At 55.7% G+C, this 12,237-nt stretch carries 13 protein-coding genes; 12 read left to right on the forward strand and 1 reads right to left on the reverse strand.

From position 1 onward, the window contains the following. Positions 1–25 precede the first annotated feature (25 nt). The 11 genes from HZA73_02815 to HZA73_02865 all read left to right on the forward strand — a co-directional run bounded on the left by HZA73_02815 (position 26) and on the right by HZA73_02865 (position 9,753). Entirely contained in the window at positions 26–790 is a 765-nt protein-coding gene (locus HZA73_02815) for a DNRLRE domain-containing protein (protein ID MBI5804959.1), read from the forward strand. Positions 791–808: 18 nt separating this feature from the next. Next, positions 809–2,104 (forward strand): adenylosuccinate lyase, encoded by a 1,296-nt coding sequence (locus tag HZA73_02820; protein MBI5804960.1) that lies wholly within the window; start codon positions 809–811, stop codon positions 2,102–2,104. A gap of 25 nt (positions 2,105–2,129) precedes the next feature. Continuing rightward, positions 2,130–3,347, forward strand: a complete 1,218-nt coding sequence (locus tag HZA73_02825) for a diguanylate cyclase (protein ID MBI5804961.1) — start codon at positions 2,130–2,132, stop codon at positions 3,345–3,347. Positions 3,348–3,453: 106 nt separating this feature from the next. Further along, complete coding sequence (locus HZA73_02830) at positions 3,454–4,116, forward strand: phosphatidylserine decarboxylase family protein (GenBank protein ID MBI5804962.1); 663 nt, start codon at positions 3,454–3,456, stop codon at positions 4,114–4,116. A gap of 141 nt (positions 4,117–4,257) precedes the next feature. After that, complete coding sequence (gene pssA, locus HZA73_02835; GenBank protein MBI5804963.1) at positions 4,258–4,998, forward strand: CDP-diacylglycerol--serine O-phosphatidyltransferase; 741 nt, start codon at positions 4,258–4,260, stop codon at positions 4,996–4,998. Between the two features lie 115 nt (positions 4,999–5,113). Then, positions 5,114–5,362 (forward strand): phosphoribosylformylglycinamidine synthase subunit PurS, encoded by a 249-nt coding sequence (gene purS / locus HZA73_02840; protein MBI5804964.1) that lies wholly within the window; start codon positions 5,114–5,116, stop codon positions 5,360–5,362. Next, positions 5,359–6,057, forward strand: coding sequence for a phosphoribosylformylglycinamidine synthase subunit PurQ (gene purQ / locus HZA73_02845; GenBank protein ID MBI5804965.1), 699 nt, complete (start codon positions 5,359–5,361; stop codon positions 6,055–6,057). Before purS ends, purQ begins: the two co-directional genes overlap by 4 nt. Next, positions 6,054–6,794, forward strand: coding sequence for an HD domain-containing protein (locus HZA73_02850; protein ID MBI5804966.1), 741 nt, complete (start codon positions 6,054–6,056; stop codon positions 6,792–6,794). Before purQ ends, HZA73_02850 begins: the two co-directional genes overlap by 4 nt. Before the next feature lie 177 nt (positions 6,795–6,971). Beyond that, entirely contained in the window at positions 6,972–9,224 is a 2,253-nt protein-coding gene (gene purL, locus HZA73_02855; protein ID MBI5804967.1) for a phosphoribosylformylglycinamidine synthase subunit PurL, read from the forward strand. A gap of 44 nt (positions 9,225–9,268) precedes the next feature. Next, positions 9,269–9,493: a hypothetical protein gene (locus HZA73_02860; GenBank protein ID MBI5804968.1), complete on the forward strand. Its 225-nt coding sequence runs from the start codon at positions 9,269–9,271 to the stop codon at positions 9,491–9,493. A gap of 2 nt (positions 9,494–9,495) precedes the next feature. Beyond that, entirely contained in the window at positions 9,496–9,753 is a 258-nt protein-coding gene (locus tag HZA73_02865) for a type II toxin-antitoxin system RelE/ParE family toxin (GenBank protein ID MBI5804969.1), read from the forward strand. Between the two features lie 85 nt (positions 9,754–9,838). Here HZA73_02865 and HZA73_02870 read toward each other — a convergent pair whose 3' ends face one another. Next, positions 9,839–10,681: a class I SAM-dependent methyltransferase gene (locus HZA73_02870; protein MBI5804970.1), complete on the reverse strand. Its 843-nt coding sequence runs from the start codon at positions 10,679–10,681 to the stop codon at positions 9,839–9,841. Between the two features lie 176 nt (positions 10,682–10,857). Between HZA73_02870 and purF the strand changes: the two genes are divergently transcribed. Further along, entirely contained in the window at positions 10,858–12,210 is a 1,353-nt protein-coding gene (purF, locus tag HZA73_02875) for an amidophosphoribosyltransferase (protein MBI5804971.1), read from the forward strand. Positions 12,211–12,237 lie beyond the last annotated feature (27 nt).

Here is a 12,237-nt window from a genome sequence, read left to right on the forward strand (position 1 = left end):
CAAATTATATTAGGGAGGTCAGGAGATGAAAAAGGTCATTATGCTATTGCTGGCCGTTATGATCATTCCGGTCATAGTGTCGGCCCAAATGCCAGACAAGAACATTTCCCAGCCTCAAGGTCAGACCTTAAAAGATGCCGTGGAATCCAAAGCCAAACCGGAACCACAGGCCCAGACCATTACCTGTCCGTTGGTCAAGGATACCTGGGTATATGCTTTCCGTCCAGATTCCAATTACGGCAACGGATACGGCTGGAAGGACCGCACTGCCAAAGATAAGGACTTGACCGTCCCCAAAATGTTTCTGGGATTCGGCGGCGCCGACATCAAGGTGATACTTCTGCAGTTCGATCTGTCAAAACTTCCCAAGGATAAGACGCCGGTGAAAGCGGAAATAAAACTTTATAATGATATTGCCGGGTCTGCAGCCGAAACCAGAGTAACCGCCAAGATGATAACAGCACCATGGGAGGAGATGAAGGTCACCTGGCGGAATAGACCCAAATGGACCTCCATGATATTTTCCACCCAAACCCTTAAGGGGGAAATTAATTACGGCCAAGGAGGGAAATGGTATACCTGGGATGCCTTGAAGCTGTTAAACCAATGGGTTTCCAAAGGTAAAATCAATTACGGGCTGGCTTTGGTGCCGGAAGGAGAGTCGGGAGTGGACCGCGATTTTATATGCCGGGAATATCATGGCAAGGAGCAGTTCTATCCAGTGCTGGAAGTGACTTACGTAAAAGAATCCCCGGCCAAGAAGCCGGTTTCCAAAGATTCCAAACAATAACTTTTGCTTTTTTAGCTGATGATCGAACGTTACACCCTTCCCAAGATGAAGGCCATCTGGAGCGAAGAGAACAAGTTCCAGAAATGGCTGGAGGTGGAGCTTTTGGCCTGCCAGGCCCAGGCCCAGCTGGGAAACATCCCGGAAGATGATCTCAAGAACATCCAGGCCAACGCCCGTTTTCAGGTGGAGAGGATCAACCAGATCGAGGCCGAGGTCCATCACGATGTGATCGCTTTTTTAACCAACCTGTCGGAGAATATCGGCCCGTCATCGCGCTTTGTCCACATGGGGATGACCTCGTCCGACGTGCTGGACACCGCCTGGGGGGTGCTGATGAAGGAGGCCGGAGGAGTGATCATCGACGGCCTGCAGAAGCTTTCGGCGGCCCTCCGGCGGAAGGCGCTGGAGCACAAGGGCACCATCATGATGGGGCGGAGCCACGGGATCCACGCCGAACCCACCACCATGGGGCTGAAGTTCGCCCTGTGGTGGCAGGAGAACCAGCGTAACATCGGCCGGATGGAGAGGGCAGTCAGCTCGGCGGCCTGCGGGAAGATATCCGGAGCGGTGGGCACCTTCGCCCACATCGACCCCAAGGTGGAGGAATTCGTCTGCCGGGAGCTGGGGCTGGAGCCGGAGCCGGTATCCACTCAGGTGGTCCAGCGCGACCGCCACGCCGAGTATCTGTGCACCCTGGCCGTGATCGCCGCCAGCCTGGAGAAGATAGCCCTGGAGATCCGCCACCTGCAGAGAACCGAGGTCCGGGAGGCCGAGGAACCTTTCGCCAAGGGTCAGAAGGGATCTTCGGCCATGCCCCACAAAAAGAACCCCATCATCTGCGAACGGATCTGCGGCCTGGCCCGGCTGGTCCGGGGCAATGCCATGGTGGGGCTGGAGAACGTGGCCCTGTGGCACGAGCGCGACATCTCGCACTCCTCGGCCGAGCGGGTGATAATCCCCGACAGCACCATTGCCCTGGATTACATGCTTAATAAGGCGGTCTGGCTGATAGAGGGCCTGACGGTGTTCCCCCAAAGGATGCTGAAGAACATAGAGTCCTCGGGCGGACTGATCTTTTCCCAGGCCCTGCTTTTAGCCCTGGTGGACAAGGGTTTTACCCGGGAACAGGCCTATGCCGCCGTCCAGAGGAACGCCATGCAGGTCTGGGAGCAGGGCGGGTCGCTTAAGGAACTGGCCATGCAGGACAATGAAATCAACCAAAAGATAAGCAGGGCTGAAATTGAAGAGATATTCAACATTAAAAAATTCCTGCGCAACGCCGATCATATTTACCAAAGAATAGAGCTCGGCTGAGTTCCATTCTTCAGGAGGACGCACCATGTCAGTGACCATAATAGCCTTTGGTCTGGCCGCCCTGTTTGGGGTGCTATGGCTGGTATGCATCGGCGGGGCCGGGAAGAAAGCGGCTGAAGTCAAGGACGCACAGGAGCAGCTGGCCAGGCTTAAAATGGAGGACAGGCGCCAGAGCGAGCTTATCCAGAACCTGAAGTCCAACATGGCCAACCTGGAAAAGGAAAAGAACGAGCGGGGCCGGGTGTTCATGGTGCTGCTGGAGCTGGCCCGGACCTTAAGCGGGAACATCGAGCAGGAAAAACTGCCGCCGCTGCTGCTACGGATCGCCCAGCAGCTGTTTGACGCCGAAGAATTGATTTTCTTCCGGCCGGTGAAGGACGGCCATGTGCTGGCTCCCGCCGCCCAGATAGGGCTGGACGAAAGAACGGCCAAAACATTGAACATCAAGGTCGGCGACGGCTATGTGGGGCATTGCGCGGCCAAGAAACTGGTGATGACCAAGGAGGATTTTGCCACCGAAAGCAACCTGATCAAACAGCATATCGAGAACACCAGGGAAAGCGGGATCGCCCCGGTATTATGCCTGCCTTTGGTGCAGCATAATGTCCTTTTGGGGCTGGTGTCCATCGGCAAAATAACCCACCGGGCCAAGGAGGAGCGCAACATGCTGATGATCTACCAGAGCCTGGGGTCCATGGCCATGGAGAACGCCAGGATGTTCGACCAGCTGTATACCAAGGACCGGATGACCGACCTGTTCAACTGGCGCTATTTTGAGGAACGGGCCCAGGCCGAGCTGTCGCGGTCCAAGCGGTTCGGGCACAAACTTTCCTTCACCCTGCTGGACCTGGACAACTTCACTCCCTTCATCCAGGCCAACGGCACCCAGGCCTCCGAGAAGGTGCTGGCCAAGGTGGGGGCCCTGCTTAACGAGTACGTCCGCAAGATCGATGTCTCCTGCCGGATGTCCGAGGATTCCTTTGCCGTGGCCCTGCTGGAGACCGAGCGGGTGCAGGCGGTGCAGTTCGCCGAGAAGATCAAGAAGATCATCGAGGAATCGCTGGTCAACATCGACCAGGCCTTCGCCTCCCAGAGCCTGACCGTGACCCTGGCGGTGATGACCTTCCCCGACGACGGGTTCACCATGGCCGAGATGTTCGATGCGGCCGCCCTGAAGATCAAGGATGCTCAGGCCAAAGGGGGCAGCCGGGTGATCAAGAACATCACCGAGGAAACTGTCTAAGGATACCTAAAAACGGTACCTTGGGAAATATTTATAATGAAACCATGAAGGACAGGAATGATTCTTGGTTTCCTGTTTTCCTAATTAATTTAGGTATGATAAGTTTATGAGAATCGCGCCCGAGGGTTTTGCCACCATAGCCATAGCCTTTTTGCTGGCCGCCGCCGCCCTTTTTGCCTGGATGTTCTGGCGGGGACCGTTGCTGCTGTACCTTACCCTGGGTTTTTCTATTGTTTTCCTTTTCATGGTCTACTTCTTCCGCGACCCGGCCCGCAGCGGCAGTTTTGGGCCGGGGCAGATAGCCTCGCCGGCCGACGGCCGGGTGGTGATCGTCCGGGAGACCGAGGATGCATTTCTCCACAAACAAAAGGTCTTGCAGGTCAGCATCTTTTTGTCGCCGATGGACGTCCACATCAACCGGATACCGGTCACCGGCAAAGTGATATACCAGCAGTACCATCCGGGAAAGTTCCTGCCGGCTTTTGAGGAAAAGGCATCTTTGAACAACGAGCAGATGCATTTGGGGATCGAGACACCTTACGGGAAAATACTGATGAAGCAGATCGCCGGGATCCTGGCCCGCCGGGTGGTCTGCTATCCGAAGCTCGGGGACTCTGTAACCGTCGGGCAGAGGATGGGGCTGATGAAGTTCGGCTCCCGGATTGATCTGATGCTGCCGCTGGGGACCAAGGTCAATGTCAAGGTGGGGGATAAGGTCAAGGGCGGAGTGACGTTAATTGGTGAATTGGTCCACCAGAATAATATTTAACGAACATAAACAAAAAATTATAAACCCACTATCTTGTCCTTCGTAGCACAATTTATATATTCGTAGCACGAAATGAGATTTATTCTGCTTCTATAGGTTCCGAAATACCCAAAATTAAATTTAACAAATAGCTGATCTGCCATGTCTCCACACAAAATCAAAACCCCGTCCTTCCTTCCCAGCATCTTCACCAGTGGCAACCTGTTCTGCGGGATGCTGGCCGTGATGGAAGCCTTTAGGGGCAACAGCAACCGGGGGGCCTGGCTGATCATCCTGGCGGCCTTCTTCGATTCCACCGACGGGATGGTGGCCCGGCTGACCCACCAGACCAGCCGCTTTGGGGTGGAGCTGGACTCGCTTTCGGACATGGTCTCCTTTGTGCTGGCCCCGGTGATGCTGATCTACCCGCTGTGCCTGATGGACCTGAACCTGGCCGGGGTTCTGGCCGGATTTGCCTTCGTGGTCTCCGGAGCCATCCGGCTGGCCCGTTTTAACGTGGAGCAGAAGAACCTGCTGGAGAAGGGCGGGTTCATCGGCCTGCCCACTCCGGCCGCCGGCGGGGCCGTGGCCGGATATCTGATATTCTCCAACTACCTGCAGATCGACCTGATCGCCCCGGTGCTGATGCCGTTCTTTTTAGCCCTGCTGGCCCTGCTGATGGTCAGCCCGGTGGAATATCCGCCTTTTCCCAAGCTGGCATCCAGGAACGTAAAATCCTATTTCATCTACAGCCTGCTGGTGCTGGCCATGATCGGCCTGGTTATCCGGCCCCAACTGGTGATCTTCCCGGTGCTGTTCCTGTACATACTGTTCGGACTGATCCGGAGGCTGGTGGTAAAGATCGCCAGCAAAAGAAGAAAGACACCTATACCCAGCCACTAAGACACCAAGGCACAAAACGATTTACGTTTTTCTATTCTTAAATTTAAGTTAAATTGGTGTCTTAGTGCCTTTGTGGCAGAATAAATGAAAATATAAATTTGGAGGACAAAAATTGCTGACGGCAGAGATCCGCGTTACCTTGAGGGATGGCGTGCTGGACCCCCAGGGAACCACGCTCAACCGCTCCCTGGAGAATATCGGTTATAAGGGGCTGAAGGACGTCCGGATGGGCAAGCTTATCCAGCTGACCCTGGACCTGAACGACCGGGCTCAGGCCCAGAAGCTGGTGGAAGAACTGTGCCAGAAGGTGCTGACCAACCCGGTGATAGAACAATACCAATTCACCATCGGGGAGAGCAAATGAAGTTCGGCATCATCACCTTTCCCGGCTCCAACTGCGATTACGACTGCCACCAGGCGGTGGAAGAAGGGCTGGGCTTAAAGCCCGTCCGGATATGGCACCGGGAGACAGACCTGCAGGGCTGCGACTGCATCATCCTGCCCGGTGGGTTCTCCTACGGCGATTACCTGCGGACCGGAGCCATCGCCCGGTTCTCCCCGGTCATGCAGAAAGTCAAGGACCATGCCGAACGGGGCGGGCTGGTGATCGGCATCTGCAACGGCTTTCAGATACTTTTGGAATCCGGCCTGCTGCCGGGGGCCATGATGGTCAACCGGGGCCTGCAGTTCGTCTGCAAAACGGTCAACCTCTCAGTGGAGCGCAACGACCTGGCTTTCACCAATAAACTGGCCAAAAAGCAGGTGATACGGATACCCATCGCCCATAAAGAGGGAAACTACTATATCGACCAAAAGTCGCTGAAGGAACTGGAGGACAACAAGCAGGTGGTGTTCCGCTACTGCGACCGGAACGGCCAGATCTCAGACGCTGACAACCCCAACGGGTCGCTAAACAACATCGCCGGCATCGTCAACAAAAAGGGCAATGTGCTGGGGATGATGCCCCATCCAGAGCGGGCCATGGAAGAACTGCTGGGCTCGGACCAGGGCAGGCTGATATTCGACTCGATCAAAGCCCATCTGCAAAAAACCGGATGAAAAACAAACCAGTTCATAAAAAAACCGACGTAGCCGCCATCACTTCGCTGCTGGTCCGGCTGGACCGGATCCTGGCTGGCTCCAAAGACGGCCTTTTGCCCAGCATCCGCAAACTGGCCAGGGAAGTGGACCAGCTGGTGCCCTATTATGACGGGCACATGGTGCGGGTCACCTTTTATTCCCTGGCCATCGGGCTGAAGATGGAACTTGCCCGGGAGGACCTGCTGACACTGGAGGTGGCGGCCCTGCTGCATGATTTCGGCAAGCTGGGGGTGGACGAGTATACTTTGGAAAAAGAGGACCAGCTCAGCGAGGACGAAGTGGTGGAGATTCATCACCACGCCGAGCGGGGCTTTCACATCCTTTCGGGCTTCGCCAAACTGGAGCAGGCGGCGGTGATCATCCGGGACCATCACGAGAAATACGACGGCAGCGGTTATCCCGCCCACAAAAAGGGCCCCGACATCTCGCTTTTGGCCAGGATCATAGCAGTGGCCGACGCCTACGATGCCATGACCGCCGACCGGCCCTATAGAAAAGGCCTGTCCCAAAAGGAAGCCGAGGCCGAACTGCTGGCCCACGCCGGCAAGCAATTCGATCCCCAGGTGGTGGATTATTTTGTAAACCATATTAAGAACAAGAAACCCAGGCTCAAACGCAAAAAGAGCAAGGGTTCCATTTCCTCGGGCAAGAACCAGTTCACCGAGTACCTGCCGGTCTTCTATAATTACTACTGAACCAGCACCACCGGGAGCCAACCACAGAAATCCAGAAAGCCGGAAGGCACGGAATTATTAATACAAAACATACACGAAGGAATGTTCCTCTTTTCATGATTTCTGTGCTTCAGTGATAAAAGTTAATCGGTTTACCCCTCAAACAGTAATTAAACCACAAGGATATATAATATTTACATGAGCAAGACGCAAGAACCCCAGGTCAACCTGAAGCTGGCCGAAAGTTTCGGACTAAACCCCGAGGAATACCAGAGCATCCTAAAGATCATGGGCCGGACACCCAGCTATACCGAACTGGGCATATTTTCGGTGCTGTGGTCCGAGCACTGCTCCTACAAGAACTCCAAGGCCATGCTCAAACTCTTTCCCACCCGGGCCGCCCAGGTACTGCAGGGGCCGGGCGAGAACGCCGGCATAGTGAACATCGGCGACGGTCTGGGCGTGGCCATGAAGGTGGAGAGCCACAACCATCCCTCGGCCATCGAGCCCTACCAGGGCGCGGCCACCGGCATAGGAGGGATCCTGCGCGACATCTTTACCATGGGGGCCAGACCCATCGCCCTGATGGACCCGCTGTACTTCGGTTCGCTGGACGACGCCCATGTCCGCCATCTGTTCGGGGGGGTGGTCTCCGGAATCGCCGACTACGGAAACTGTGTGGGAGTGCCCACCATCGGCGGCTCGGTCTTCTTCGACGAATCCTACACCACCAACCCGCTGGTCAACGTGCTGGCCCTGGGCCTGGTGGAGAACAAGAAGATCATGAAGGGCATCGCCAAGGGGGTGGGCAACATCATTCTGGCGGTGGGGGCCACCACCGGCCGCGACGGCATCCACGGAGCCACTTTTGCCTCGGAGGAGCTGAGCGAGCAGTCGGCGGCCAAGCGGCCCTCGGTCCAGATAGGCGATCCCTTTACCAAGAAACTTCTTTTAGAGGCCACCCTGGAGCTGATAGACTCCGGCCTGGCGGTGGGCATCCAGGACATGGGGGCGGCCGGGCTGACCAGCTCCTCCATAGAAATGGCCTCCCGGGCCAAGACCGGCATCGAGATGGACGTCTCCAAAATACCGCTGCGCGAGACCGGGATGACCCCTTACGAGATCATGCTTTCAGAATCCCAGGAGCGGATGGTGGTGGTGGCCCCGCCGGAGAACGCGGACAAGATCAAGGCCATCTTCGACAAGTGGGAGCTGCACTGCGCGGTGATCGGCAGGGTGACGGCCGACGGAAAGGTCCGGATAAAATGGCAGGACGAGGTCTTCGCCGACATCCCGGTCAACGCCCTGGTGGACGACGCCCCGGTCTACCACCGGGAAAGCCGGGAGCCGGAATACCTGGCCGGCCTGCACAGGTTCGACCAGGCAACCGTGGAACAGCCCAAGGATCTGAATAAAACGCTTCTTCAACTGCTGGCGGCGCCCACCATCGCCAGCAAGCGCTGGGTCTACCGGCAATACGACCACCAGGTCCGCACCAACACCGCGGTGCTGCCGGGCTCGGATGCGGCTGTTTTGCGGGTGCGGGGCACCAAGAAGGCCATTGCCCTGACCACCGACTGCAACGGGCGCTATGTCTACCTGGAGCCGTTCACCGGGGCCGCCATCGCGGTGGCCGAGGCCGCCCGTAACCTGGCCTGCTCCGGGGCCAAGCCGCTGGGCCTGACCGACTGCCTCAATTTCGGCAATCCCTACAAGCCGGAGGTCTTCTACCAGTTCAAGCGCTCGGTGGAAGGCATCATTGACGCATGCAATGCCTTGCAGATACCGGTGATCTCCGGCAACGTCAGTTTTTACAACGAAAGCCTGACCCACAGCGTCTATCCCACGCCGCTGATCGGCATGGTGGGCCTGATAGAGGATCTGGCGAACATCACCACCCAGTGGTTCAAGCAGGAGGGGGACATTGTTTATCTGGCCGGGAATCTGAGTTCCAAACCGGACATCGGAGGTTCTGAATATCTCAAAACTATTCACCACCAGGTGACCGGGAAATGCCCGGAACTGAACCTGGAAAAGGAAAAGGCCCTGCACAGCTTTTTGCTGTCAGCCATAAGCTCCAAACTGCTGCGATCGGCGCATGACTGTTCCGAGGGCGGGCTGGCGGTGGCTTTGGCCGAGTGCTGCATCAGTGACCTCTCCCCCAACCCCTCTCCCGAGAGGCGAGGGGAGCTGGGTCTGGACGTTGATATCAGCGGGCTGACCGGACGGAATGATCACAAACTGTTTGCCGAGAACCAGTCCCGGGCCATTGTGTCCTGCCGGGCTGCGGATGCCGAGAAGCTGGAAGCCGAAGCCAAACGCCTTGGAGTTGAAGTTATGAAGTTAGGGAAGGTGGGAAGCAACAGATTTGTCATCAAGGGGGTGGTTGACCTGCCGGTAAGCGAGTTGAGGAAGGCCTGGGAAGAGGCGATACCGGATAAGATGAAGTAACTTTCCTGAGAAAATCTGCAAACCAAGGTAAAAGGGAGTTAACAATGCCGACAAAAAACATTTCTGCTGCGGCCAACAATTTAAACATTGCCATAACCGTTGAACAAGTAGTAAAGGCGCTGAACGGCCTTAACGCCAAACAAAGGAGCGCCTTTATTGAGGACCTGCTGGCCGCCACCAATTCCGAATATTTGGCAAGCATCAAGGAAGCCCGGGCTGATTACCGGCACGGCCGGGTAAAAAGTCACAAGGATGTTTTTGGCTCGTAACTATGGCCTATAATCTGGTATACACCAATACCTCTTGCCGGGATATTGATAAGCTGGATTACTCGGTTAAAGCAAGGTTGAAACAGGTTTTGGAAAGGCTGGCTTTAGATCCCCGGCATAACATAGAAGCCCTGCGTAACTCTCCTCTGGGCAGTTACCGGATGCGTATGGGTAATTATAGGGTGATATTTGACATTGAAGGGACGGATATCGTGATTTTACGGGTGGGCCACAGAAGGGAAATATACCGGGGAAGATGAAATAAAAACAAAATAGCCCAGGCCTTATTTATCTGACGAAGTTGTAAAACGTAGTCGGAAGGCCTGGGCTATTTATCTTTAGGGGTCATCCATACCGCACAAAAATACTGCAGGGCAGGCTTCTACCGGTATCCTTTACCTCCAAATGCAGCTCCCCGCATTCGATCTTTTTCAACGGCAGAATATCCGCCAACAGATTTTTCAGCGCCTGGGACGAGAAATTAGTGGAATAGGCGTTGACCAAAAAGAACAAGGGCTGATCGGACAATATTTTGCCGCAGTTATGTATCAGTTCCGGCACGTCGTCCCCAAAACGGAAGATCTTTCCCTTGTGGTCCCGGCCGAACGAAGGCGGATCCATGATCACCGCGTCGTACCGGGCCTTTCGTTTTACCTCCCGTTCCACGAACTTTGAGCAATCGTCCACTATCCAGCGGAAGGATGTTTCTTCCATTCCCGAGAGGGCGGCGTTGTGCCTGGCCCACAGGGTGGCCGGCTTGGAGGAATCCACTTGGGTCACCCTGGCCCCGGCCGCGGCGGCGGCCACAGTAGCCGCCCCGGTATAACCGAATAAATTCAGGACATTGGGCCGGTATCCGCATTCTCTGATCAGCTTTCCGCACCAGTCCCAGTTGACCGCCTGCTCGGGAAAGATGCCGGTGTGTTTGTAAGGCGAAAGCTTCAGTTCGAACTTTAAATTCCCGTAGCTGAAGATCCACGGTTTATCCGCCCAGTTATTTAATTCCCAATTACCATTAACGAATCGTGCATCCGCTTTGCGCCATGCCGAGTCATCCAGCTTCTGCTCCCAGACGGCATTGGGTTCTGGCCGCGAGATGAGCCGCCCGGAAAAGCGCTCCAGCTTTTGCCCCCGGCCGCTGTCCAGCAGCTGATGATCTTTAAGATTTGCAGGATGGAAGATATTCATGAAATGATGATACTATAAAAAGGGCGGGGCAGTCAACAAATATTCTACAAGCTATAAGCTGTACGCTGACCCCTATGTTTAGAAGTTGCGTTGTTTTTGTTGACAAGATATATATTTATGATATAATTCTCATACAAACGGCCCGTTAACCATTTCATATTTTTCAATTTACCAAGATGTGCGGAGTCTGCGGAATATTCAACCATGAAAAGGCCTCCGAGGTGCTTTACCTGGGGCTTTTTGCCCTGCAGCACCGGGGGCAGGATAACGCCGGGATGGCGGTGTGGGACGGCCAGCAGTCCATGATCGTCAAGGACAAGGGGCTGGTGTTCGACATCTTCAAGCCCGGGGTGCTGGCGGAGCTCAAGGGAAGGATGGGCATCGGCCATACCCGGTATCCCACCGCCGGGGACAGCTCCATCGCCAACGCCCAGCCCCATTATGCCGAAACCAGGGAAGGCCGGATGGTGATAGTATCCAACGGCGACATCACCAACATGCTGGAGCAGACCCGCTACCTTAAGTCCCAGGGATTCACCCCCTACGGATCCAACGACGCCGAGGTGATCGTGGCCAGCATCGCCTGCTACTATGAGCAGGAGCGCGACATGGCCAAGGCCGTCAAAAGGATGATGGAGACGGTGCTGGGCAGTTATTCGGCCATTTTGATGTTCAAAGGCACCATGTACGTCTTCCGCGACCCGCTGGGCATACGTCCTTTGGCCATGGGGCACAAGGGGGCGACCAGGATATTCGCCTCCGAAAGCTGCGCCATCGACACCATCGGAGGCATTTTTGAGCGCGAGGTGGCACCGGGCGAACTGCTGACAGTCACTGACCAGGGGCTGGAAAGCCGGATATTGGTGGACAAAAAACCATATAAACACTGCGTTTTTGAGCATATTTACTTCTCCCGGCCCGACAGCGTGATCTTCGGCGAAAGCGTGGCCAAAAAGAGGTTCATGATGGGCCAGCGCCTGGCCAGCGAGCAGTACACCGGGGCCGATTTCGTGATGCCGGTGCCCGATTCATCAAACAACGCCGCCCTGGGCTTTGCCGAGGAGAACGGCATACCATACAAGCTGGCCCTTATCCGAAGCCACTACATCGGGCGCACTTTCATAGGCTCCACTCAGGAAATCCGGGATTTTGCCGTCAGGCTGAAGTTCAACCCGGTCAAAAGCATCGTGGCCGGCAAGAAGGCAGCGGTAGTGGACGATTCCATAGTCAGGGGGACCACCTCCAAGAAGATTATGGGGATGATCCGGGAGGCCGGGGCCGGCCAGGTACATCTGAGGATCGCTTCTCCGCCCATCAAACATCCCTGTTTTTATGGGGTGGATACACCCCGGATCAGCGAACTGATAGCCTCTACCAAGTCGGTGGAGGAGATCCGGGAGTTTGTGGGGGTGGAGAGCCTTAATTACCTGACATTGGCCGGGCTTAAATCCTGTCTAGAAAGGCCCCAGGACTTCTGTTTCGCCTGCCTGGACGGGAAATACCCTATAGAGCCGCCGTCAACCAAGTAACCTGGAACGCAGACTTCGGCGTGAGCT

The sequence above is a fragment of the candidate division TA06 bacterium genome (genome assembly GCA_016235665.1).
Classification (GTDB): Bacteria; Edwardsbacteria; AC1; order AC1; family EtOH8; genus UBA5202.

What these genes read in the sequence shown, in the direction of transcription:
- HZA73_02815 (MBI5804959.1), top strand. Translation starts at nt 26, where the DNA reads ATGAAAAAGGTCATTATGCTATTGCTGGCCGTTATGATCATTCCGGTC.
- HZA73_02820 (MBI5804960.1), top strand. Translation starts at nt 809, where the DNA reads ATGATCGAACGTTACACCCTTCCCAAGATGAAGGCCATCTGGAGCGAA.
- HZA73_02825 (MBI5804961.1), top strand. Translation starts at nt 2,130, where the DNA reads ATGTCAGTGACCATAATAGCCTTTGGTCTGGCCGCCCTGTTTGGGGTG.
- HZA73_02830 (MBI5804962.1), top strand. Translation starts at nt 3,454, where the DNA reads ATGAGAATCGCGCCCGAGGGTTTTGCCACCATAGCCATAGCCTTTTTG.
- pssA (MBI5804963.1), top strand. Translation starts at nt 4,258, where the DNA reads ATGTCTCCACACAAAATCAAAACCCCGTCCTTCCTTCCCAGCATCTTC.
- purQ (MBI5804965.1), top strand. Translation starts at nt 5,359, where the DNA reads ATGAAGTTCGGCATCATCACCTTTCCCGGCTCCAACTGCGATTACGAC.
- HZA73_02850 (MBI5804966.1), top strand. Translation starts at nt 6,054, where the DNA reads ATGAAAAACAAACCAGTTCATAAAAAAACCGACGTAGCCGCCATCACT.
- purL (MBI5804967.1), top strand. Translation starts at nt 6,972, where the DNA reads ATGAGCAAGACGCAAGAACCCCAGGTCAACCTGAAGCTGGCCGAAAGT.
- HZA73_02860 (MBI5804968.1), top strand. Translation starts at nt 9,269, where the DNA reads ATGCCGACAAAAAACATTTCTGCTGCGGCCAACAATTTAAACATTGCC.
- HZA73_02865 (MBI5804969.1), top strand. Translation starts at nt 9,496, where the DNA reads ATGGCCTATAATCTGGTATACACCAATACCTCTTGCCGGGATATTGAT.
- HZA73_02870 (MBI5804970.1), bottom strand. Translation starts at nt 10,681, where the DNA reads ATGAATATCTTCCATCCTGCAAATCTTAAAGATCATCAGCTGCTGGAC.
- purF (MBI5804971.1), top strand. Translation starts at nt 10,858, where the DNA reads ATGTGCGGAGTCTGCGGAATATTCAACCATGAAAAGGCCTCCGAGGTG.